This window comes from Klebsiella sp. CN_Kp073, assembly GCF_040065495.2.
GTDB classification, from domain to species: Bacteria; Pseudomonadota; Gammaproteobacteria; order Enterobacterales; family Enterobacteriaceae; genus Klebsiella; species Klebsiella aerogenes.
Genome location: NZ_CM198051.1, coordinates 880,068 through 903,564, shown reverse-complemented (window position 1 = coordinate 903,564; position 23,497 = coordinate 880,068). Strand labels below are relative to the sequence as shown.

Annotated in this window: 20 protein-coding genes, 1 tRNA gene and 1 pseudogene; 8 read left to right on the top strand and 14 right to left on the bottom strand. The window is 45.4% G+C overall.

Annotation, left to right across the window (positions count from 1 at the left end; genetic code table 11):
* Nucleotides 1–121: 121 nt before the first annotated feature.
* From ABLV66_RS04400 to ABLV66_RS04390, 3 genes and pseudogenes are all read right to left on the bottom strand, one after another.
* Nucleotides 122–946, bottom strand: a pseudogene (locus ABLV66_RS04400) (DUF932 domain-containing protein).
* A gap of 99 nt (nt 947–1,045) precedes the next feature.
* Complete coding sequence (locus ABLV66_RS04395; protein ID WP_248538262.1) at nt 1,046–1,918, bottom strand: GTPase family protein; 873 nt, start codon at nt 1,916–1,918, stop codon at nt 1,046–1,048.
* 443 nt (nt 1,919–2,361) lie between these two features.
* Nucleotides 2,362–2,937, bottom strand: coding sequence for a hypothetical protein (locus ABLV66_RS04390; RefSeq protein ID WP_348876475.1), 576 nt, complete (start codon nt 2,935–2,937; stop codon nt 2,362–2,364).
* A gap of 493 nt (nt 2,938–3,430) precedes the next feature.
* Between ABLV66_RS04390 and ABLV66_RS04385 the strand changes: the two genes are divergently transcribed.
* The 5 genes from ABLV66_RS04385 (at nt 3,431) to ABLV66_RS04365 (ending at nt 6,532) form a co-directional block, all read left to right on the top strand.
* On the top strand, nt 3,431–3,640 hold the full coding sequence (locus ABLV66_RS04385) for a helix-turn-helix transcriptional regulator (RefSeq protein WP_049003182.1): 210 nt from the start codon (nt 3,431–3,433) through the stop codon (nt 3,638–3,640).
* Nucleotides 3,641–3,746: 106 nt separating this feature from the next.
* Nucleotides 3,747–4,271, top strand: a complete 525-nt coding sequence (locus tag ABLV66_RS04380) for a hypothetical protein (protein ID WP_049003181.1) — start codon at nt 3,747–3,749, stop codon at nt 4,269–4,271.
* A 10-nt stretch (nt 4,272–4,281) separates the two neighbouring features.
* A complete protein-coding gene (locus ABLV66_RS04375; RefSeq protein WP_348798521.1) occupies nt 4,282–4,668 on the top strand; it encodes a putative zinc ribbon protein in 387 nt (128 codons plus the stop codon).
* 329 nt (nt 4,669–4,997) lie between these two features.
* Nucleotides 4,998–5,609, top strand: a complete 612-nt coding sequence (locus ABLV66_RS04370; protein ID WP_048998200.1) for an inovirus Gp2 family protein — start codon at nt 4,998–5,000, stop codon at nt 5,607–5,609.
* A gap of 212 nt (nt 5,610–5,821) precedes the next feature.
* Nucleotides 5,822–6,532: an alpha/beta fold hydrolase gene (locus tag ABLV66_RS04365; protein WP_512173848.1), complete on the top strand. Its 711-nt coding sequence runs from the start codon at nt 5,822–5,824 to the stop codon at nt 6,530–6,532.
* A gap of 490 nt (nt 6,533–7,022) precedes the next feature.
* On the opposite strand, the gene rdrB is transcribed toward ABLV66_RS04365, so the two are convergent.
* The 7 genes from rdrB to arsR form a co-directional block, all read right to left on the bottom strand.
* Complete coding sequence (gene rdrB / locus ABLV66_RS04360; protein WP_348876471.1) at nt 7,023–9,587, bottom strand: antiviral RADAR system adenosine deaminase RdrB; 2,565 nt, start codon at nt 9,585–9,587, stop codon at nt 7,023–7,025.
* A gap of 3 nt (nt 9,588–9,590) precedes the next feature.
* Nucleotides 9,591–12,101 (bottom strand): antiviral RADAR system adenosine triphosphatase RdrA, encoded by a 2,511-nt coding sequence (rdrA, locus tag ABLV66_RS04355; RefSeq protein WP_348798528.1) that lies wholly within the window; start codon nt 12,099–12,101, stop codon nt 9,591–9,593.
* 478 nt (nt 12,102–12,579) lie between these two features.
* Entirely contained in the window at nt 12,580–13,005 is a 426-nt protein-coding gene (gene arsC / locus ABLV66_RS04350) for a glutaredoxin-dependent arsenate reductase (RefSeq protein WP_048998205.1), read from the bottom strand.
* Between the two features lie 12 nt (nt 13,006–13,017).
* Nucleotides 13,018–14,307 carry an arsenite efflux transporter membrane subunit ArsB gene (arsB, locus tag ABLV66_RS04345; protein WP_348876470.1) on the bottom strand — a complete coding sequence of 430 codons (1,290 nt, stop codon included), beginning with the start codon at nt 14,305–14,307 and terminating at the stop codon, nt 13,018–13,020.
* A 47-nt stretch (nt 14,308–14,354) separates the two neighbouring features.
* Nucleotides 14,355–16,106, bottom strand: coding sequence for an arsenite efflux transporter ATPase subunit ArsA (gene arsA / locus ABLV66_RS04340; protein ID WP_286563708.1), 1,752 nt, complete (start codon nt 16,104–16,106; stop codon nt 14,355–14,357).
* A gap of 16 nt (nt 16,107–16,122) precedes the next feature.
* Entirely contained in the window at nt 16,123–16,485 is a 363-nt protein-coding gene (gene arsD / locus ABLV66_RS04335; RefSeq protein WP_046449097.1) for an arsenite efflux transporter metallochaperone ArsD, read from the bottom strand.
* A 47-nt stretch (nt 16,486–16,532) separates the two neighbouring features.
* Complete coding sequence (gene arsR, locus ABLV66_RS04330) at nt 16,533–16,883, bottom strand: transcriptional regulator (protein ID WP_248188261.1); 351 nt, start codon at nt 16,881–16,883, stop codon at nt 16,533–16,535.
* A gap of 210 nt (nt 16,884–17,093) precedes the next feature.
* Between arsR and ABLV66_RS04325 the strand changes: the two genes are divergently transcribed.
* From ABLV66_RS04325 to ABLV66_RS04315, 3 genes are read left to right on the top strand one after another with little or no spacing between them, the layout of a single operon-like run.
* Nucleotides 17,094–18,041: an ABC-three component system protein gene (locus ABLV66_RS04325; RefSeq protein WP_348876468.1), complete on the top strand. Its 948-nt coding sequence runs from the start codon at nt 17,094–17,096 to the stop codon at nt 18,039–18,041.
* Nucleotides 18,004–18,297 (top strand): ABC-three component system middle component 6, encoded by a 294-nt coding sequence (locus ABLV66_RS04320; RefSeq protein ID WP_046449099.1) that lies wholly within the window; start codon nt 18,004–18,006, stop codon nt 18,295–18,297. Before ABLV66_RS04325 ends, ABLV66_RS04320 begins: the two co-directional genes overlap by 38 nt.
* The gene (locus tag ABLV66_RS04315; protein WP_348876467.1) at nt 18,298–20,001 is read left to right on the top strand and encodes a DUF2326 domain-containing protein; all 1,704 of its coding nucleotides are present in this window, start codon (nt 18,298–18,300) and stop codon (nt 19,999–20,001) included.
* Nucleotides 20,002–20,076: 75 nt separating this feature from the next.
* Here the strand turns inward: ABLV66_RS04315 and ABLV66_RS04310 are convergent, their stop codons facing one another.
* From ABLV66_RS04310 to actS, 4 genes are all read right to left on the bottom strand, one after another.
* Nucleotides 20,077–21,012 (bottom strand): hypothetical protein, encoded by a 936-nt coding sequence (locus tag ABLV66_RS04310; RefSeq protein ID WP_046449101.1) that lies wholly within the window; start codon nt 21,010–21,012, stop codon nt 20,077–20,079.
* A gap of 191 nt (nt 21,013–21,203) precedes the next feature.
* On the bottom strand, nt 21,204–22,430 hold the full coding sequence (locus tag ABLV66_RS04305) for a tyrosine-type recombinase/integrase (protein ID WP_248188263.1): 1,227 nt from the start codon (nt 22,428–22,430) through the stop codon (nt 21,204–21,206).
* A gap of 164 nt (nt 22,431–22,594) precedes the next feature.
* Nucleotides 22,595–22,668 (bottom strand) — tRNA-Gly (locus ABLV66_RS04300).
* An 80-nt stretch (nt 22,669–22,748) separates the two neighbouring features.
* Nucleotides 22,749–23,468, bottom strand: a complete 720-nt coding sequence (gene actS / locus ABLV66_RS04295; protein WP_045391979.1) for an amidase activator ActS — start codon at nt 23,466–23,468, stop codon at nt 22,749–22,751.
* Nucleotides 23,469–23,497 lie beyond the last annotated feature (29 nt).

Sequence of the window (23,497 nt, the reverse complement as noted above, 5' to 3'; positions counted from 1 at the left end):
TTTTATCTGCCACCGGAAGCAGGCCCGACGCGGCACACCGTGAAATGCGGTGATAAAACACCCAACCCAATGGAGGTAAAGCGGACAGGGAGTGTCCTTTCCTAACATGCTGATAACAAGCTCAGGACTGAAACCCACTCAGCATCGCTTCAGCCATCACCCAGAGAGCCCGGTTGAGCTTCACATCTCCGTCGATACCACGCACGGCGCGGGTATGCGTTCGCCCGCCTTTCGCACTCCGACCACTGAGCCCGCCCTTAATCAGGTTCTCCTGAATACGCTGATATGTGGTCCACAGATCATTGCTCTCATCCTGCCAGCGGCGTGGGGAGAGTATCTGAGGTGCTGTCACCGGCTGGTGGTCCTCACCGAAACGGTACGTCAGTGCAGCCTGTGCCAGAGCCTATTGTGCAGGTGGCGGCAGCATCAGCGACTGCATGGCATCCCGCTTCTCTTCTACACGGTCAAAAATACCAAGTACTTCATACGCCCCCTCAATCACCTGACTCACGACATCTCCTTTGTGCGGCACACGCACCTCGCCAAACGACTCACCGCAGACAAGCCCGTTCTGGCATACCGCGCGGAATAATCCCGGCAGCATCTGATACGAGCTGGTGCCGTCATGAGAGTTGAGCAGAATGATTTCCGGGACTTGCTTGCCGGTAATTTGCCCCTCCCGACGCAGGCGCAGCATGTGCTTTGTGTGCTCGCGGCGACCTGGGTCACGCACCCGGGTCTGACAGGCAAAGAACGGCTGAAAACCCTCGCGTTGCAGGCTGTCCAGCAGGGAAATTGTAGGTATATACGTGTACCGCTCGCTGCGGGACGCATGTTTGTCTTCGCTGAACACACTGGGAACTGTGCGGAACAGCTCCTCACGGGTTAACGGACGGTCACGACGAATAAGGTTTGCTGCGCCAAAGCGCGAAGCCAGACGGGTCATAAGCAGACTCCTTGTTGATTCAGAAAACAGATAAAAGAAAGCCCTGTCGCACAGTGGCGACAGGGCTCTAGAAATACTGGAACAGAAAGGGTTAAGCTCTCAGAAGAAGAAATCCCAAACGGCGCGAACCGTGCTCACCACCATATCCCGCACACTGCGAATGAGCGATTTCACCGGCTCCGGCACAAAAGGCAGCGAAGCAACGGCATCAACAACCTCACCTGCAGCTTCACCAAAACGGTCCCGGGCCTGCGATTTTACGGGCTCGCTCCGTAATGTTTCGTGCAGTTGTGCACTGAGCGGACTGCTGGCACGGGCTGGCAGGCTGCGCATCATCGTTTCCACCAGTGACCCGAGCCCCCATCCCGTTCGTGCTGACACCGCGCACATTGGATTTGATGGTGTAAACAACTGTCGGATATCACTGAGCTTGCGGCTGAGATTGATTTTCTGGCGGGATGACGGAGAGCCGCAGGTGGCATCCCATTCATGGCAGGGCTCCAGCTTGTCGACCTGGTTGACCACAAACAGCACCTTGTGACGGTGAGAACCAATCACTTCGCGATAAAAACGCTCATCCACCGACAACGCCCTGTCATCGGCTTTAATCACCCACAGCACCAGGTCCAGTTGTGGCAACTGGCGCCGGTACAGTGCCTGATATTCCCGGTCACGGACCTCGCTTTCACCGACACCCGGCAGGTCCACCAGCACCATGCTGTGCCGTCCAACTCGCAGCCGACAGCGCTGGGGTGCACGGGTACAGGCAGATACATCACTGACCGGGGACACGTCTCCGGCAAACAGGGCATTACACAGCGACGATTTACCGGCCCCGGTTTTGCCCATAATGCCAATCACTGGTTCGTAACTGGTTAACTGGTTCAGTTGCTGCAGAATGCGCTCAGATACCCAGTGCGGCAGACCGGACAGCGAGTGCTGCAGCGGCTCCGTACCTTCAGGATTATTCATTTCTATTCCTCTGAAAAAGAAAACAAAAATGGCAGAACCTTACGGTTCTGCCATTAATTGAGGTATGCTCAAGAGGATGATATATATCTGATTTATTTTAGATTGTTACCGCTAATGCGCTTGAACTCCTCTTCAATCATTTCCTGAAGAGCATCTGCTGTACTGAGATGTCTGTTGCGGGAGATAATTTTCAGCTTCTCCCGGGTTTTAAAGTCGATGAAAACCTGAAGAGAAATCTTATCTGATTTACTGTTTTTATATTTTCTCTGAGCTTTGGCACTATTGAAGGCCAACCTGAAAAGCTTTATGGAATTACTGTCAGTAAAGTGATTTGCGCACCAGATATCAAACGAAAGTTGGATACAGTTAAAAATTTCTCTTGTTCCGGAGAATACTGAATATTTATCCAGTGCAATGTTTGCTTTTTTAAGCTGATCCCATGTCTACTGACATTCATCATTATCTTCTGGTGAGACTTCCCTGAACGGGGTCTTTATCTTAAAGACTTGTATCCATGATTGTTTAATTCTTTCCAGCAGTTCGTTTCTTGCTCGTTGATCAGACATCAAATCGAGAATTCGAATAATCTGGATAAGTTGCCCTCTGGCATTCGAAGGATACTTGTTTTTTGACAGATAATCGGCAATGACAATACTAACGTGACTGTGACGAGATAGTTCCTTTAAAACACCAGAGGGATCTCGGGACAAATGATCCATAAGTGTATGCCAGCCGAAAAAACAAGCCCGTTCACTGCTTTCCAGCCATGAAAAACTCTCAAGTGGAAGAAGAGATTGCCTGCAATTTCGCCGCATATCCTCCAGCAGGCGAAACATTTCAGTATCTGTAAAAGTCGTGGGTAAATCACTCCAGTGCTTACGTATATGTCGGATGTAATCTTCGGGGGCACACCCCGGAGAAGGAGGAGGTAAATCTAACTTCCGTTCATTCAAAAAATGTAAATAATAATTATTTACCCTTTCATTTTCGTCTTCTTTTGTCAAAATCCGGTGTTTCATACAATCCTCTGCTGCCTATTTTTAATACAAAATAATGTGATAATAACTAAATATTAGTAGTATAAAAAGATAATAAAAACGCAATGTAAAGGTAATTATTATTGTTGATAATTTTGCTGTATAGGCCTGTAATCACGGTTTTGAGTAGGGGTTCTTATCATAAATTACCAGCTGCACCTCTGTTCCTGGTGATATTGCCAGAGTTACTGCACTTCAGGTCTGCTATCGCATACGGCTTCTCAGGGACAGCGTCTTCTCTTTTTGTTTACGGTAATGCTTTGGTCGCTTATGGATATCTGGCTAAAGAGAAGTTAAAACACGGTCAGTACTACTACGGTGCCAGCGAAGTGTTCCCATTGAGTGGACTGGGCAGGCCTCGGGGTATCCGCTAAAGCCAACATTTTTTACAGCACCACCGGTATCTATGCCGGAGCGGGCAACAGAAATTCATAACCCGACTCCGATATCCATTTAGCTACCGGAGAATCCAACAATGACCATCAAACCTTCCCTGCTCGAAGATCAGTTTGTCGATATGGTGTTTATCACCCGCCTACTTGGGGTTAGTGATAAATGGATATACCGACTCATCAAGGAAGGGCTTTTCCCTAAACAGATAAAGCTGGGACGCAGCTCTCGCTGGTTGCAAAGCGAAGTGGAAGCCTGGCTTCAGGCCCGTATTGAAGAATCCCGCAAACAGTAGTAAGCCTCACTTCACCAAATAACATTCATCCAGGCCGTGCTTGCACTATCCGCACTCTGCGGAGGCTTACGGCTGCCTGAAATTTAAGAATCAAGGAAAATCACCTATGAAAAACATCCCATTGCTTAACCATTACCAGGCCTGGCTAAATGACTTTACTCGCATCAATTTGTGTCATGGTTTGTGTCAGCAGGAAATAGAGCACTGGCACAAGCTGGCGGTTACATCGTGCCGGTCGCCGGGTGGCGTAATTGTCGTCCCACAGTATCTGTTACAGGTCACTCAAACATCCCACGAGGAAGAGTGTGCCGTTATTCCCCGTCTGAACAAACAAACTGATTATTCTCTGTTGCCTGGCGTGTTGCTCAGTGAATGTTACCGTCTTGGGAAAAGCAGACTGGCGGAACAATTACAAATGCTGTTCCGGCTGCATACACAACCGGGTTCTCGACAGGCGCTTACGCTGCTGTGCTGGTGTGAACTGGTCTCAGGCCGGGATCTAGATGAATGGTATACGCTGCACTTACCGCTTCCTGACACGTTGAAGCAATGGATGTCAGAAAAACAAGAATCATATCGGGGACTGAAAACGTTGACTGAGAATTATATTCGTGCCACCAGGCCAATGTGAGGTCTGGAAAATGCGAGTACAAAAATGTTATATCGCACAGCGTAGAACCGGCGAAATTGTGCCTGCCCGCCAGGTGAATATGGCAGAAAGTGAAGAGTGGCGCTGCCACCATTGTCAGTGCCCATTGATATTCCACCTCCCCACCAGAACTTCACCGTCATGGTTTGAACATGATATTCCACGGGGACAACCGGAAGTCCTTTTGCAGTGCCCCTGGTTGGCACCAGGAAGTGGGAAGTCTTCCACCATAGAGAAACTTCAGCAACTCGTGGCACAACTGCCTCCAGTCATTACAACAACCCAATGGCAGTGCACGATGTGCGGCCTGTCATACGGCGGTGAGAAACGCTGCCCTCAATGCAGAAAAGGGATATACAGTCGGGAGATACGAATTTAGTGATACGTACCAGGCAATCATGGGATTGATTGGTACACCAGAAAGTTATTATATGGGGGCATATAACTTCGGAGTAAAAATCAATCACTTTCCATCATCCGGCCCTTGGTGCTGGTGGATTGGTCATTAGTAGTCCACGACGGGTTGGTAATATTAATTAACCAACTGATATATAAACAATATCATATCAATGCCACACCCGTATACGGCTACTCATACACGATAGCCTTAATGGCTGGTCTTACCCCCCTTTAAATCCTTAATCCCTTTAACTGCCTATTACGGGTAAGGCTTTGCCCTGCCCGTAATTCATTACCCAAGGAAATTATATGTTTGACAATATCTGTCTCGATAGACGACACGCACCATTCAACACCACTTACCTGCAACGTATTCTACGCGTTATCGATAACGCGACTGCAGAACACGCACGCACAATGGCGGTACGGGTAGACCTGCGTCTTCCTGACAATATGCTCATTAACCGACAGGGCCTGATATCTCGCTTCATTGAATCCCTCGATGCGAAGATTGCTGCACGCTACAGAAGTAAGTTGAAACAGGGCACACGAACATATCCATGCCACCTTCGCGATGCCTGGGTTCGGGAGGTGGGTGAGATTAATCAGAAATCGCATTACCACATGGTGTTGTTCGTGAATAACGATACGTTCAATGGACTGGGAAGTTACAAAGAAGGCGGGACGGGCCTGGCGTCTCTGATACGAGAGGCCTGGTTGAGTGCTTTGCAGCTTAGTCACCGCCCAGAGCACTGGACGCTAGCCCGCTTTCCCGATAACCCACTTTATTACCTGGATATTAACTCCCACGGTTACAGCGAGGTATATGATCAACTGACGTTTCGCTTGAGTTACTTCGCTAAAGAGAGAACCAAATCCTACAGCCGTCAAGAGCGTTCTTTTGGCTGTAGTCAGTGTTAATACCTCTTGAGGCATCTATGGAAGAGGGGAATTGCTTCGTAGGCAATTCCAGAAATTAATGAATGCCATTCATAATCCCTATCCTCCCCCCTGTGCTTACAAGTCCGCTTTGAGCGAGGAGCGGACTTTGGCGAGATGATAATTTATTCATGATCCGTAATAGGCTATGTTTATCTATTCAGAAACCATAGCAATGGAGCCACAGTCAGGAAATGAGCTTGTCGAAGAACGCAGAGAACCTTCCTGTTGTACTTATTCCAGGATTTATGCTTGATGAAACGTTGTGGGACGATTTTATCGCTGCATTTCCCGACAGCAGGCTCTTTATTCCTGCGAGCTTGAATGAGGGAACAACAATCCAAGATATAGCCGCCAACATAGCCCAGAAACTACCTGAGCGTTTTGTCCTGGCCGGTTTTTCACTAGGTGGCTACGTAGCCAGAGCTATTTATGAAGCTTTTCCTGAACGGACAGCGGCTATGATCCTCATTGCCACTTCTCTCAGAGAAGATTCGGCAGAACAAAAAAAAACACGCGTAGTGGCTGCGAGTACTCATTCCTCCAGAGAATTCCGTGGACTGAGCACAATAGCAATTAGGAAATCGATTCATGCTGATCTCGCCGATAATATGACCATCATTGAGAAAATCCGGAACATGGGAAAAAGGCTGGGAGCAAATGCATTCAGAGTCCAGTCAGGGCTAAACCGTGAGCGAATAACGTTAAAACCAGTTTCATGTCCTGCATATGTTATTGCTGCTAAACATGACCGGCTGCGTTCAAAAGATGAGGCAGAAGAGTTGGCCAGACTAACCGGCACCTGTGCAGATTATGTTGACGGTTGTGGGCATCTTATTCCTCTGGAAAAACCGGATGAATTAGCCCAACTTTTATCCACATGGCTCAATAAAAAAGGCCTTTAAAACAGTGAGCTACGCGGTTTTATAAACTCTCTGTCGCTTTTCTTTGATGTCCGCTCTAGGTACGGAGCGGACAAGATAATTGAGCTAAAGGTCCGCTGTGAGCGAGGAGCGGACGTTTGTCTCCATGAGGTGGCAAGAAGATATTCATAAATGGATTGCCTATTTTACCGAGATATTTACTAAGAGATGACTTTGAATAGACATACACCTGATTGTTCAAAAAAGTTACGGTACACTACCCATCAAGCATGACCTGCGCTCCAACAACGTAGTCGCAGTGGAAAGATAAAAAAAGCAATATAATAATTTACTCCTTTACATGGTCATTACTACATTTCTGAGAAGAATTGATCCGGTGAATAAAAACTTCGAAGATATTTCCTTTCGCGCCATCTCCACTAGTTCAGCATTATTTTGCGGAAGAAAAGTGGCTTTGTGGCGGTCCTAAACGGACCGCTTGGCAAAACTCTACTGCGAGAAAGAGGTCACATTAGGTGGTGCGATTGTCATCATCTTGCATGAGATGGTTAGCTCGAAAGACCTCCAGCCCTTTTTGTCGAATAGCATCAATCCACAAATCTGCCATCCACGAGCCGATGCCATAATGTTGGATACAACATTCACGTATCAGTCGGTGTTCGTTCACAATGGTTGTTGGCATCAATGCGCTGTCATCCGTATTTAAACACACAGCTAGCGGCCCGCTGCGTAAGCCGTATAGGTTAAATTTACCTCCGGTCGCCAGCCACTCTGGATTAGGTGGATTCCAGCGAAAGAGCGGATGTTCGTGATATTTCTCAAACCGGCCAATATAAATATTTGAAGTTGGACAGGCTTCAAACACTAACCCGAGACGGCTGTATTTTTCGGTCAGGTAATCCTGAATGGCTTCATATAGCGTAAGCTCACCCTGCGAAATAAAATCCTCATCTTCAGATAGGTTAGACAAATAGCTCTCGGTATCGTTAGGACGACAGTTAATAGAAATAATCCTACTAGTAGGATCCGTTTCATGCAAACCACTGTTGAGATAGCGTTGCCATAAACGATAAGCGGTGACATTTTTCGCTGACGCCATATTACCTTCTTGTAACACATCCCAGTCAGGCATCCATTCAAGCTTATTCGCACTAACGAACTCCAAATTAGCATAATCCGGCCAATTGCGTCGCAGCAACCACGCCTGATAAAGCAGGTTGGGCGTATAGATTTCTTTAAATATACGCTGCGACCATTGATGAATCTTATCCCGCAATTCATGCATTACGGGGATATGTGCCGCCGTATGTTGTGACAGTTTTACCGCTTGATGATAGGCCCAGACGAGGTTGTCAATATGCTGTCCGGCTGTGATGTAGACGCGTTTTTGTTCATTCGCCCATTTTATGGCATCGACACCTAAAGCTAAGCCGTGACCAATGCGGTCGCCTTCGCCCAGTTGGCAAAACTCTACTGCTTCATCGATCGCCCTCAAACCACACAGTAAATGACTATAATCTTCTCCGGCATGGACGGTAATAAAGGGCCTTGGCAGCCTGATCGACCAATGCTCACCGGCTGAATATTTCGCCGCACGCAAAACCCTGAGCGCGGGTGCGAACACTTCAATGGGCAAATCGTTTTCATTACCTGCAACATCGTAACCTCTCACCAGTTTACGCACATCAATATTGGTACTCTGTGCGGTTATGTCAGGTTGATACACCGTTTGTTGCATGCTTAACGAGGTAGAGAATTTTTCAAATGTTCTGACTAGTCGGAATAATTTCCCCCGCGTCGATTCGACGCGTTTATCGGTAGGTTTGGCACCAGCCAAACCTCTGCTGAAGTGCACCACAATGTGTGCGTGTTCGGTTTTATTGATTGCATCATGCTGTGTAAAAAAATTCGTAAGTTGATGATGGTAAATATTAGGTGTTTTCTTCCGACCAACTAAAAAGTCAGAGCCAACGCGATACTCACGATAAACGGACGACTGGTTATCAAAATTCACCGTGTCGTTAAATTTTTTCTCGCGCTGCGCGCCCATTCGTGCAGCACCGAAGAAATCCATAAATTGCCCTAATCCTAACGATGAAACGACCATATAGTTACGTAAAATATTGCAGCCGCGTATCAAATTATTCAGAACCAACTGATAGCTAGGTTGTTCTTTTCCCACCATTAAGCCGAAGCAAAAAAGCAGCCATTTAGTATGGCCTGTCAGGTCATTATCCGTCGACAAGTACAATATTCGTTGCTGAGTCGTAGCGGGTTGGTACAAGCTTTTTATATCGCCCAACGTTAATAACTGCGCACCGGTTAGATGGCTGCTTAAATCTAAGGATAACTGATCGTGGTCAATAGAAGCTTGATGGTTAAATATCAGGTTTAACAACGATGAGGTATAAGCACACAGCCAGTGTGGAAGGTTTTCTTTCTGTAGGCGCTGGCTTTCGAAATGGGTATATTCCTGACGATAAGGCCATTTAAACCCATCGCGTACAACGTGAGAACGTTCGATAAAACTCAACATGGATAACGAAGTATAACCATGCCCATTAAAGTGCACGTGGTTATCTGCATAATGGACATGGTTATTTTCAACTGGAAACGCAAAGGGACATTGATTGCCGGTTAGCAAGACCGTCACGTCGCGTTCAGACAGCACATTACTGTGGTATAATTCAGAGTAGCCTGCTGCAATGATCCATGCGGGATCGAATACGGAGCAGAGCATCTGCCAAGATTCTAACTGTTCACGCTTTACTTCGAAGCCATTGCCCCGCCAGACCAAAAAACGCTGTACTAATTTCCTGATAATAAAACAATGGGTTTCTTCACTAACTCCCTCGCGCCAGCATTGCAGGCTGTTGACAATATCTTCTTTGCGCAAACGCCCGCCGAAATAGAATTGATAATCCAATGCGGCCTGAGCAATGCTGTCTTCATAATCCGTTGACGCCTCAACATCACCCTTTCCGCCATCAATATGATGCATAATATGGTGATAAAACAATCGATCAGATGCCATGTAGACAGTGGGTATCAACCAATGCGGATCTTGATTGTACATGGTTTAGTTATCCGCCTGTTGGTTGATGCCTTGTTCTAGCCCACGATACAGCCAGGCAATTTGTGAAGAGCCACCAACCAGAGGGCTGATGTTGGGATTGGCAAGCATCTGGCGTTGCATGGCAATGGCCATTTGCCGATTTGCAGTGGCCCACTCCCGTACCTCGATAATTTTTATCGTGCTTTTGCCGGAGTTTTTATAATAAAAATCTCTCAGTTCCTCAAAATCCATCTGGAGAAAAATATTATCGTCAGTTACTAAATTGTTGGATGCATCTCCAATCGGATACGTTTTCTCTGCCTTTATATTAAAGATGGGATGGCGCCACATCTCAACAGCCAGTTTCGAAAACGGACTATTGCCTAATTGGATAATATTCAGTTCTCCCTCCGTCATCTCAACGCTCATAACACCAGCAATATTTCGTGATAACGTCCGGTCATATTTAGAAAAATGGCTAAAATTACGTACGAGGGACGAACGAGCACCGGTAGCAACGTTGGTATTTACAACCAATCCATCTTTAGTAAATGTGAGAAGGGCATTAATGAATATATATTCAAAACGGCGTGATAAATCAGACAGAAACTCATCTCTGGCCATTTTTCTGTCCGTCAAATTTATACGTAAAACGGTTAACTGCGAAAAAACCTTATTAAAGACTACGCTAAGCAATGGAATAAAATTTTTACCCTTAAGCTCCACAATTTGATGTTCATTCACCCACAGGTATGTTTTGTTGATGAGATTATCAATCTCAGCGGTATAATCGACAGGATTATCCTGATAGTTCGTGTCACCTTCTTCTTCATTGATCTCTTTAGTATGGTTCATCGAAAAAATAGAGTAGAAGGGGGCTCGGTAAAACAGATTTCTAAAAAGGTCTTTGAATTTCTCTTTTTCGTAAAATGTCTCAGGAAGGTTGCCGGTAACTGCAATCAATGACCAAGATAAAAATTCAAAGGCGCGGCTAAAAAAGATATGATAGCGTCGGTTAAGTTGACGGCTGTAGTAGTCATGATGTGTGTATAGCGCCAGCAGTATAGCGCTATCTTGAGCATCATTTGCAACCGGTGTACGGATATACATCGGCTCCATTATAAACTCAAGTGGAGGCATACTGCGTAATATATTACCGAGATTCAGTGAGTGAAGAATGTCTTGATTAGTCTCATGAGCTTTCATTTTCAAGAGCATATCGTATTGCTGACTGAAGAAATCTTTTTCCGCCCAACTATAGCTGACAGCTTGCAGTTTAGGATTGAAGGCAATAAGTTTTGTAAAATCGAATTGTGTGACTGATTGGACGTCTAGAATTGCCAAATAACTTTCGATGTTGGTGACAGACATACCATCTTCATGTTCCTCTGCCCAGCTTAAATATTTCCGCCAAACATCAACCCCATTGAATGTCGCTTCTGATAATAATTTAGGCGGGAGTGTGCGAATCAGTTGAGTGGCTTCACGCGCACTGATCGGCTGTGGCCACTGTGTGCTGCGTTCCTGGCCGTTGCACAATGCATAAAATTTCTCTTTTAGCTGCGTTTCATACTGTGCAAATGAGATTTTTTTTTCTTGCCTAACCTCATTATTTTCATCCTGATAGCGGATCACGAGCTTATTAAGCAATTCATTAATAGGCTGCAGTGGTAACCGGGAATGGCTGGGAAATATTTTCGTTAAATACGATTTTGATAACTGTTCGGAAATAATGCCAGCGCCGTAACCTTTGCCATAACCTTGAGAAAAAGCCTCTTTGGTGACATGACGATAAAGATCTTCATCTCCGCTAACAAGAGGCAGGATCAGTGGGCAAGACAATAAGCAGCGAATATCATCAAGCACAGCAAAGGCGTTGTCGATTTTCATATCAACGTCGTCAATCGGTAAAACTAGGGCATCGCAATCTAAAAGATTAACGCTGGCAACTAAAAACATGTGAAAATAGCGTTCTAAATGAATACCAGAGCGGTACTTCTGAATACGATCGATACCGCGTAGTTCATCAATTTCCTGTTGTTTTCCCAGTGCACCTGACAATGTTTTAAGTGATTGAAAAAAAGCATCTTTTACATTTTGCCTGACATTGGGGTGTTTTAAATTATATTCAACTGCAGCATAGACAGAGGCAATAATGACTTCAGAAAAGCGATCATCGACATTTAAAAGTGTCGGATCGATAACTTCAATAAAATGCAATTTTGGATTGCTCGGGAATTTTCCCCGATAGTCATTCCATACTGCTTGTGCGTTACGCAGAAAAACAGTTTTTCCAGCCCCACGTGCGCCACTGATAAAGATAGCATGATGGTAACTGGTGAGGCGTGCGTAATTATTTTGTTTGAGATGCTCTTTGTATTTCCGTGATTCGCATCCCATTCTGATCAGGTTTTCAATCAGCTTGTTATTTGCCTGGATTTGCCATAATTCACTCTCATTATTTTTTGTTGCACTTGGATTAAATGCATCATGATATTCAGGCGCATCAAGATTTAGAATTATTCTTTCAGTCATAGAATCCTCTGTGTTTATATAACTTACCTGTATTATAGATATGTCGCCATTTCATATTATCAAAGCATAGAGAAATTTAACTTTTCACAACTAATAATACCATTAAAAACAAAGGTTGTTGAGTAGTATTTTTCTTGTCGGATAGTATTTTTAATATTCATTTCTGGTACCAAAAGAATATTATTCGGCTATCATATGTGATACCAAAGCTGATGCGAGAAAGACCTTACCCATTAGCTCCGGTGATATCAGAATGCTTTTTGAGCGCCGGCAGCATATTTCAGCACCTGAATATTGCTCAAATCCGGCAAGAATGCCAATCTTTCACCAGACTAGCCAGCTATAACTACAATATAGCTTTTACTACTTCCGCTCCTGGCCCAAAGCGGACCGCCTGAAGCGTTGCGAGGTCTGCTATGAGCGAAAGGTGGACGCCCGCATAGCGTTAACAGGCGTCCGATATTTTGAAGTGGGCAGATTACTTAACACGCTTCCCCGTTTCGCCAATGACCTTCTCGCCATCCTCTTTGGTAAACGCTCCTTTCTGACGTTCCGGAAGAATATCCAGTACCTCTTCGGAAGGGCGACACAGTTTAGTTCCCAGTGGCGTCACCACAATCGGACGGTTAATCAGAATCGTATGTTGCAGCATAAAGTCGATTAGCTGGTCGTCAGTAAATTTATCTTCTACAAGACCCAGTACCTCATACGGCTCGACGTTCTTACGCAGCAAAGCACGGACGGAAATGCCCATATCCGCAATGAGTTTGACCAGCTCATCGCGTGAAGGTGGGTTTTCGAGGTAAAGAATAACGGTCGGTTCAGTACCGCTGTTTCGGATCATCTCCAACGTATTACGCGACGTGCCGCAGGCTGGATTGTGATAAATGGTGATGTTGCTCATATCAGTATCTCATTACAAAGTGAAAGAGAGACGTAGCGCCAGCGCGGCCAGCGTTACAAACAGCACAGGCAGAGTCATGACGATCCCGGTGCGGAAATAGTATCCCCAGGTGATGGTCATGTTCTTCTGTGAAAGGACATGCAGCCAGAGCAGCGTTGCCAGGCTACCAATCGGTGTAATTTTCGGTCCCAGATCGCAGCCAATCACGTTGGCATAAATCATCGCCTCTTTGATAACGCCTGTTGCGGTGCTGCCATCAATAGAGAGAGCGCCAACCAGCACGGTAGGCATATTGTTCATGATGGAAGACAGGAAAGCCGTCAGGAAGCCGGTACCAAACGTCGCGGCCCAAAGTCCTTTATCTGCCAGCACGTTCAGCACACCGGAGAGGTATTCTGTTAGTCCGGCATTACGCAGACCATAGACCACCAGATACATCCCCAGCGAGAATATGACGATCTGCCATGGCGCACCACGCAGCACTTTGCCAGTGTTAATGGCATGGCCTCGTTTCGCCACCGCAAACAGGATTACAGCGCCAATAGCCGCAATCGCGCTAACGGGAATACCGAGCGGCTCAAGAACGAAAAAGCCAACCAGAAGAAGGATCAACACGATCCAGCCGGTTCTGAAGGTTGCCAGATCTTTAATCGCTTTTGCCGGTGCTTTCAGGAGAGCCAGGTCGTAAGTAGGCGGAATATCTTTGCGGAAGAACAGATGCAGCATAACCAGCGTGGCAAAAATGGCTGCAATATCAACCGGCACCATTACCGACGCATATTTGGTGAATCCCAGACCAAAGAAGTCCACCGAGACGATATTCACCAGGTTCGACACGATAAGCGGCAGACTGGCTGTATCGGCAATAAACCCGGCGGCCATGACAAATGCCAGCGTAGTACCTTTACTGAACCCTAATGCCAGCAGCATGGCGATGACTATCGGCGTCAGAATAAGTGCCGCACCATCGTTGGCAAACAGTGCCGCTACCGCTGCGCCGAGCAGGACGATCCAGGTAAAGAGCAAACGACCACGACCATTCCCCCAACGAGATACGTGCAGCGCTGCCCATTCGAAAAAACCTGATTCATCAAGCAGCAGGCTGATGATAATCACGGCAATAAAGGTCGCTGTCGCGTTCCAGACGATATTCCACACCACCGGAATATCGCTTACATGCACAACACCAGATATCAGAGCCAGCCCCGCACCCAGCATCGCACTCCAGCCAATCCCTAATCCCTTCGGTTGCCAGATAACCAACACGATGGTCAGGACAAAAATAGCGCCTGCCAGTAACATAAAACCTCCTGACAGGGCGACTTTGTCGCCCTGTATATGCCAAAAAATTAACTCATCAACTCTCTGAGCTTTTCAATACCGGCGGGCTCTGACGCCAGCACCGGAACAAGCGCTATACGGTCAGCGTGCTGATTCTTAACAGCCTCAATCTGAGGCACTTCCTGCCGGGCACGCTGGCAAAGCAACGGAGAACACGTATCCGCAATGGAAAGGCTGTTATTGATAATCCAGCCCCACGGATGAATCCCCGCTCTTTCAAGGTCAGTCTGCAGGTTAGCCGCTTCCAGTACCGGTGTGGTTTCAGGCAAAGTGACCAGCAGGACTTTGGTGCGTTCCGGGTCCTGAAGCTGCATCATCGGAGTGGAAAAATGACCTTTATCCCCCATCTTCTTGGCAATCTCACGGTGATAAGCCCCGGTAGCATCAAGCAGTAATAGCGTATGCCCGGTAGGTGCCGTATCCATGACCACAAACCGTTTGCCTGCTTCACGGATTACGCGTGAGAACGCCTGGAACACCGCAATCTCTTCCGTGCAAGGAGAACGTAAATCCTCTTCGAGCAGCCGTTTCCCTGCCTCATCCAGATTCCTGCCTTTCGTCTCAAGAACATGCTGCCGATAGCGTTCAGTTTCATCGTGAGGGTTGATTCGGCTGACCTGCAGATTTTTGAGACTTCCATTGAGCGTTGCACTGAGATGTGCAGCGGGATCTGAGGTGGTGAGATGGACATCAAATCCCATATCCGCCAGCCTGACGGCGATGGCAGCAGCCATCGTGGTTTTACCTACGCCACCTTTGCCCATCAGCATAATCAAACCGTGTTCACTGCGAGCGATATCATCAACCAGGACAGAGAGCGATAAGTTTTCAGGCGTGTACAGGACGTTCGTTGCAGGCAGCGGTAATGCTCTTGCACTGGTGTCCAGTAGTCCCTTCAATGCAGACACGCCAACCATGTTGACTGGCTGGAGTAATAAGGTATCTGTCGATAGCTCAGATAAACCGGCAGGAAGATTTGCCAGTGCTTCCTGTTCCCGTTGCCATATCGCAGCGGCAAGGGCGTCATGTTCAGCTTCTGCTTTAGGCAGCACACCATTAATAACCAGGTACTGGTTTTTCAGGCCAATTGCAGCCAGTTCTTCATGAGTGCGGGCGACTTCCTGCAGCGTAGATTTTTGCAGTCGTGCAACCAGAACCAGGCGGGTACGTTCAGGATCGGATAGCGCCTCTACTGCATGAGCATACTGCTCACGCTGCTTTTCCAGCCCGGCCATTGGGCCAAGACAGGAAGCACCATCTGGATTACTTTCAATGAAGCTACTCCAGGCACCGGGAAGCTGGAGAAGGCGAATCGTGTGGCCCGTCGGCGCTGTATCAAAAATGATGTGATCAAAGCGGGTCAGCAGAGAAGCGTCGGTCAGTAAGCCAGTAAACTCATCGAACGCCGCAATCTCAGTCGTACAGGCTCCTGAAAGCTGTTCGCTGATACTGTTAACAACGTCATCAGGCAGAAGACCTTTGATAGGATCAACGATTCTGGAGCGGTATTGTTGGGCGGCTTCCTGCGGGTCAATCTCCAGAGCAGAAAGCCCAGGAACTGCCGTCACAGGGCGAATGGTGTTACCGATAGCCTGGTCGAATACCTGGCCGACATTCGAGGCAGGATCGGTACTGACCAGCAAAACCCGCTTACCCTGTTCGGCAAGGCGGATAGCCGTCGCGCAGGAAATGGAAGTTTTTCCTACGCCTCCCTTACCGGTAAAAAACAGATAAGGCGGGATGTTCTGTAAGAATTTCATATGTCCTCCTGACATATCAGCAACAGGAAGTATTACCACCACAGCAGCTGGTGGGAGCTAACCCTACCCTCTCCAGCGGTATACCAAACCAGCGAGCTATCTCAGCACGTTTTGGGTACCGCCCTGCCATCACCGTTTCACCGTCCAACAGCAGTAGCGGAAGCCCTTCTGCTCCAGATGCTTCGAGGAATACTTTCGCTTTCTCATTATGAACAAAGCTCATGGGCTGCTGCGCCAGGTTGTAACGTTCAACCTGTACGCCACGTCCTTTCAGCCACTGCACATCAGCAGAGAAATCAACCAGAACCTGATCGACATCTGAGCCACATACGCCGGTACTGCAGCACATTGCCGGGTCAAACACCGTTAACGTCTTCATTCTGAATACCTCACATTCGAAAAAGCATATATGTTCAGGCTAATTTTTTAGATGCAAACAGCCTTACCGCTACCAGAGCAGTTTGCCGATGCCAGCTTACGGGCGATGGCCTGTACGTCGTCCTGTTGGCTTAACCAAGCCTGCTCAATTACCTGAGCAGCCCATGAAGGAATATGCGGAGATAAGCGGTAGTGAACCCACTTGCCCTGCTTGCGATCCAGCAATAGTCCACTTTCCCGGAGCATTGCCAGATGACGGGAGATCTTGGGCTGTGACTGATCCAGCGCCGTGCAGAGATCACACACGCACAGCTCTCCCATCTCCCTGAGCAGCAACACGATACCCAAACGGGTTTCATCGGAGAGGTTTTTGAAGAGTTGTAGGGGGATAAGCGACATTAAGGACTCCTGTTTTTCTCTGATACTAATCAGATTAACATATATGTAAAATCGTATTCAATTTGATATCTATACAACCTGTTTTGATAATTTATTACCTTTAGATACCTACTCTAAAGTGAAAGCATCTCCAATTTTGCTAATCATAGGTTTACAACAATGAATGAGAGGATATTATCATCAAAAGTGTTCATCATGGATGAGACGAAAATGAGTTCGACACAGCAAGATTACCTCTACAGACAGTTCTTTCGGTTAAAAGTACATGAATGTATGGGAGACAGTTTTCAGGCGCTTTTTTCGAAGGTTATGCAATACGCGACTCCTGGCTTTCAAGCTGTTTCCCCTTGGGGAAACTGGGGAGATGGCGGGAATGATGGGTGGATTGCTCATGAGGCTCATTACTTCCAAGTTTATGGACCTAAACCTTCAAATCAAACCAAAGAGCTAGAAGCTGTTAATAAATCGATTGGCGACTTTGATAAATTAGTCGCCAAATGGGGGAAAGTATCAAAATATACTTTTGTAATGAATGATTATTTTAAGGGTATTCCAGCACCTGTTGGACTTTCATTAAATACACTTGCAATCAGTAAAAGTCTTAATCACGCAGGTGCAATGGGCGGGATGGAGCTCCTTCAAAAGTTTATGTCATTATCCGAGGGTGAAAAGCAAGATATTGTAGGTTTCATTCCTGAGGTTGATTTAGACTTTACAGATACTCGAGCTGTTGGCGAAGTATTGACTTTTTTAGCACAAAAATCTTCTTCACCCATGAATTTTTTAAGTGAAACAGCCCCGGACTTCGAAGATAAAATAAAAATAAATGGTATTACAAAACCAATAAAAAGCAGGCTGGAATCTTTTAGCTATCAACTATATTTGATAAATGAATTTTTAGATTCTGTTGATAGCGGTTTTGAACAAACTATAGCTCAAGAAGTTAAAGATACTTATGCAAAAAGTAAATTGGCGATAACTGAAGATAACCACAATTATGCAGATTTAAGATATACTTGGATGATAGATAAACTCCTTCCCCCGCAAGTTCCCACAAGTGCGGTCGCGAGTTATCGATTTGCAGCAGAGTTAATTTTAGCTAAATATTTTGAGACATGTGATGCTTATGAACATCCAAGCAATGCTTCTGCCACATAAGCATGTTAGGTTTAGTAACTCCCTAATTGCGATTGCAGGATACATCCGTTCGTTAATTGATGGACCGGTATCCATAGAAGAATTATGGACAAAAATAGAGCGGAAAAATAAATCAACGATAATCACGCCCTCTTTTACACAATTTATGCTTGCCGTAGACATTCTTTTTTGCATCAAACAAATAACGCTAGATAATGAAAACAGAATAATGCCAATCTGTTGCAATGATGACAAATTACAAAATAAGGAAAGTTAAATGAAGTTAATTCGCTTAACTTGCGATCAGCCAACTTTTCATCCAGTGTATTTCAATGATACAGGACTAACGTTGATCATTGGTGATAGCTCTAAAGAAAAAGAAGGCAGTAGTAACGGAGTCGGTAAGACACTTATTCTCGGTCTCATTCAACATTGTTTAGGAGCTAATGCTGATAAAAAATTAACTTCAGCAGTTCCAGATTGGTGGTTCTCTTTACTTTTTTCTCATAATGGAGTTGAATACTTAATATCTAGAACGGGCAATGGGAAAAAATTATTATTAAATGACAAAACAATATCTTTAAAAGCATTTAAAGATTTATTAGATAAAATAGGGATATTTAATCTTGAGAATAACATTCCGTATTTATCATTCAGATCTTTATTTAAGCGTTTTTCGCGATATACCAGAGATGACTGCATCAGTCCAACTAGGACAAAAAAGGAGCAGGACTTTGAAGCATTGCTTCGCACCGCATTTCTTCTCGGTATAGATCATAATTTAATATTATCTAAAAGAAATAATAAGCAGGAGCTGGATAAAGTAAGTCAATCGCTAAAAAATTGGCAAGACGATGATATTCTAAAAGACATGTTTAGAGCAGGCTCTCAACCTAAAGTACGCTATGAGTGGCTAGAAAGAGAGATCCCAAGACTGCAGGATGAACTGAATGCATTTCAAGTTCACGAGCAATACAGAGCTATTGAGAATGAAACAAACAGTTTAACTATAAAATTACGAGAAGTTAAAAAAAACAAAAATATAGCTGAATTTAAAGTAAATAATATAGAAAAAACTTTATTAGCACATCCTGACATTTCAAGAGAAGACCTTCTTGAACTGTACAATGGCTTACAAGAGATTTTCAAGCCAGAAACATTGGCCCATTTTGAGTCAGTTGAAAATTTTCACAAATCATTATCTTTTAACAGAAAGAAAAGACTTGAAAATGATAAAATAAAACTTTTGTTAGAAATTGAATCTCTTAAAATTGACATTAAGGATATTTCAGCATTGCGTGATTCATATTTGGAATCCCTGCAAGGCAAGAAAGCATTTGACGAATACGCAGTCATAGCTAGACAACTAGCTGAATTTAAAGAAGAAAAAGAAAGGTTACATGATTATTTAAATTTTGCTATTAACCTTCAACAGAAAGCTCAAAATCTAAGAGAACGAAAAGTTGAACAAGACAGATTAGCGGTAAACTATGCTTCTACAAATCCTCTTTCAGAATACGATAAAATTTTTGCTGAGCTCGCAGAAATAATGTACCCAAGGGTACCAGCAGGAATAGTTTTGGATGTTAATACTGGTGACAACAAAATTCGTTATGATCTAAGCATCCAAATCGAGGGTGATGATTCGGATGGGATCAATGATGCTAGGATATTATGCTTTGACTGGTTAGTATTTACATGTGGTGAAAACCATGCCATGGATATGCTATGGCATGATAACCGTCTTTTTGCTGATATAGATCCAGGTGTTCGCGCAAGATGGTTCTCATTTGTCAATCAGTCATTAAAACGAAGCGGAAAGCAATATATAGCATCTTTAAACACTGAAAACTTTAATGCTATGGAAACAACTTTATCTGAAATCGAAATGTTAGAACTGAAATCAAAAATTGTTCTTACTCTACGTGGCGATAAAGCAGAGAATAAACTTCTCGGCATTCAATTTGGAAGTAAAAAGTAATCCTCCGGCAGGCACAGCCTGCCGAGTATCATTTGCTTGCTCGTTATCGGTAGCACTATCAACCTACCCCGAGACTCAAAATTCACTCTCATCTTTTTTCTGTAATGCCACCTCAAGGCTATCAAACAATTTTTCCCCAAGAGATTGTGCATGATCCAGCAACATTTCTAAATCTTTTTCAGTAATCACTACAGAATTACCTTCTTTATCTTTTCCGCCACGATGGACTAAATGATTACGCTTTTGAGTTGCTATTTCGATCGCATCTATTGGCCACTCTTTATGTACTTTTATATCAAATGTAGCTTTATAACGTCCTACAACTTTGTTTGTGCTATGCCAACTTGCACTAATCAAATGCTCTTTAATTACCTTAATTAATTCTGCCCTCATGTTTTCAATAGTTTCACCTTTGAATGGCAAAGCCAATATTTCTTTATTTACCTTAAATTCCGTCTTGCCTTTTTCTATAAAGTCAGCAAGATATGAGTCGTTTTTATCTATAGAGTTAATAAATAGCTCAACATAAAGTGTTTCCAGGGCTGTAATGACATTAATATATAGGATACTAAGCAGATGATCTTTTTGTTTGTCTTTAAATTCGCCTTTAGACAGCAATTTTATTCCATCAATGCTTTCAACGAACTTAGAAAAAGGATGTTCAGAAGATGTAACAGCATCATACAAGTCTTCATCGTACCAATCATTAATGTTATTTGAATTACCAGACCATTCATAGCACTGTTCTTGTAATTCATTGACTAATTCTTGGATATAATCAAATTTCACGTATCCTTCAAACATCGCTTGCAACTCTTCACTTGCTTCGTATGGGCCCCCATAAATGTAAGCATACCCGCCTTCACGGGATTCATACGGGCAAGAGTTCGCGGGATCTTCAAAATTCTCAAAAAACCAATTCCGCATAACTTCGAGTTGATTTGCTTTACTTATATATTGCAGAGATTTGAGCGGAACTTTTTTACCATTAACATTAAAAACGACTTTCACGATGTAACGCCTCTTTGAAAAAGTTATAACATTTTGACTCACTCCTCAAAGACTAACATAGCATGATTTTCATCCCTAACCCCCGCAGATCTTTACATCCAACGGCACAAAAAAATTTGCAAAAAGTATTAACTCAAAAAATAGGTTCACGTTGAGCCTCTTCGCTGAGAAGAGGCTCAACTTGCCCCTTCTCACTCTAATTCAGCAGTAAAGCTAATAGCTGCATAAGCTAGCGGTGATCCGGATTTTCCTGCTTGACCGATGAAATCACCATACCACTGCATCATCTCCCGCCGACCTTCCAAATATTGAGCATGGTTATACGTTCCACGAATTGAGTTCTTGTCGACATGAGCCAGCTGTAGCTCGATCCAGGCCGAATTAAATCCCTGCTCATGCAAAATGGTACTCATCGTGTGGCGGAATCCGTGCCCTGTAACGCGTCCTGCATAGCCGATACGCCTGACCAACACAGTCAATGCCATATCACTCATCGGTTTCTTAGGATTATTACGTCCTGGGAACAGCAACGCTCCTGCTCCCGTTATGGGTTTAAGCTGATTAAGTAGGTCAATTGCCTGGCTTGATAACGGAACCAGATGAGGGCGGCGCATTTTCATGCGTTCCGCTGGTACATTCCACACCTTTTTCTCAAAATCAAATTCCTGCCACTCCGCTTGCCTCAACTCCCCAGGTCTTACTCCAGTCAAAATAAGTAATTGCATCGCAATCTTAACAAGTACACTACCGACATAGGTGTTCAGAGTCCGAAGAAACTCTGGCAATTCATCTTGGGTTAAAAAAGCATAGTGCTCTTTCTCATGAGGAATCACGGCGCTGGCTAGATCAGGTGCTGGATTGTACTCGGCCCTGCCAGTCACAACGGCATACTTCCAGACTTCTCCACAACGCTGGCGAACCTTACGGACCTTCTCAGTTGCTCCTCGTGCTTCTATTTTTGAAAGAACAGCAAGCAACTCCATCGGCTTGATATCTTTGATTGGCCGGTGACCGATATAAGGGAACACATCCTTTTCAAAGGTTCTCAACATTTCTTCGCGGTAGGAGACAGACCAGCGGTCATAGCGACGCTGATACCACTCCCGCGTGATAGCCTCAAAAGAGTTTTCTGCATCTTGTTGACGACTAAGTTTCTCAATTTTCCGTTCAAGAGAAGGATCGTTGCCAGCCGCTAATGTCCTTTTTGCATCCTCACGCTTATTTCTGGCTTCAGCTAAAGAAACATCGGGGTAAACGCCAATAGCGAGCAGCTTCTCTTTACCTAGCGAACGGTATTTGAGACGCCAGTATCTTTTACCGTTGGGATTAACCAGCAGGTAAAGACCACCACCATCAGCGAGTTTGTAGGGCTTATCTTTAGGTTTTGCAGTTTCAACCTGACGAGCTGTCAGCTTCATTGGGGGTACCTCTCAGCAGGGGGTACAATTATACCCCCATCCATACCCCCACATTGAGCTTGACCCTGGGGGAGTACAATTGAGTTCAATAGACTAATAGAATGCTATAACTGCTGATTTATCAGGGGAAAATTGAGTTTGGTAGACTTCAGGAGACTTGAGTTTGGAGCGGGCGAAGGGAATCGAACCCTCGTATAGAGCTTGGGAAGCTCTCGTTCTACCATTGAACTACGCCCGCGAAGAGGTGCGAAAAGCATTATAGACCTTACGCACCCTGTGGCAAGCCCGGATTGGGCTAACTGCTGATAAAATAACCTTTTAGCACTTAGGCTTACTGCCTTGCGGCGGCAGATAACGCAGCGGGTCGATGGCCGTGGCGCGATAGCGAATCTGGAAATGCAGCCGTACGGAATCGGCGTCCGTACTGCCCATGGTCGCAATCTGCTGGCCAATCTTCACGCTCTGGCCGTTATTAACCATCATCTTATCGTTATGCGCATACGCGGTGATGTAATCCTCGTTATGCTTAATCATGATCAGGTTGCCGTAGCCGCGCAGCTGGTTGCCGACGTAGACCACCTTACCGGCGCCGGCGGCGTAAACCGGCTGGCCGCGGGTACCGGCGATATCAATACCTTTATTGCCGCCATCGCGGGTGGAGTACGGCATCACCACCTTACCGCTGGTCGGCCAGCGCCAGCAGCGCTGCCCCACCGGCGGCCATGAGGACTGCGGCACCGCCGATGATGGCGTTACTGCGGCTGTGCGGGTACTGGAGGATTTTTTCCCGGCGGTGCTGCTTTTTGCTTTCGAACCGCCGTTAAGTTTCAGTTTCTGCCCGACTTCAATAGTGTATGGCGGAGAGATGTTATTCAGGCGCGCCAGATCGCGTACGCTGGTGCCGGTGCTACGGGAGATCGCATACAGCGTATCGCCGCGCTTCACGGTATAGGTGGAACCAGAATCCGATGTGCTGGAACAGCCGGCTAACACCAGGCTACCAAGCAGCATCATCGCGATATAAAAGCGTGTTTTCATCAGGCGTCCTGCACTCAACGGTTTCTCAT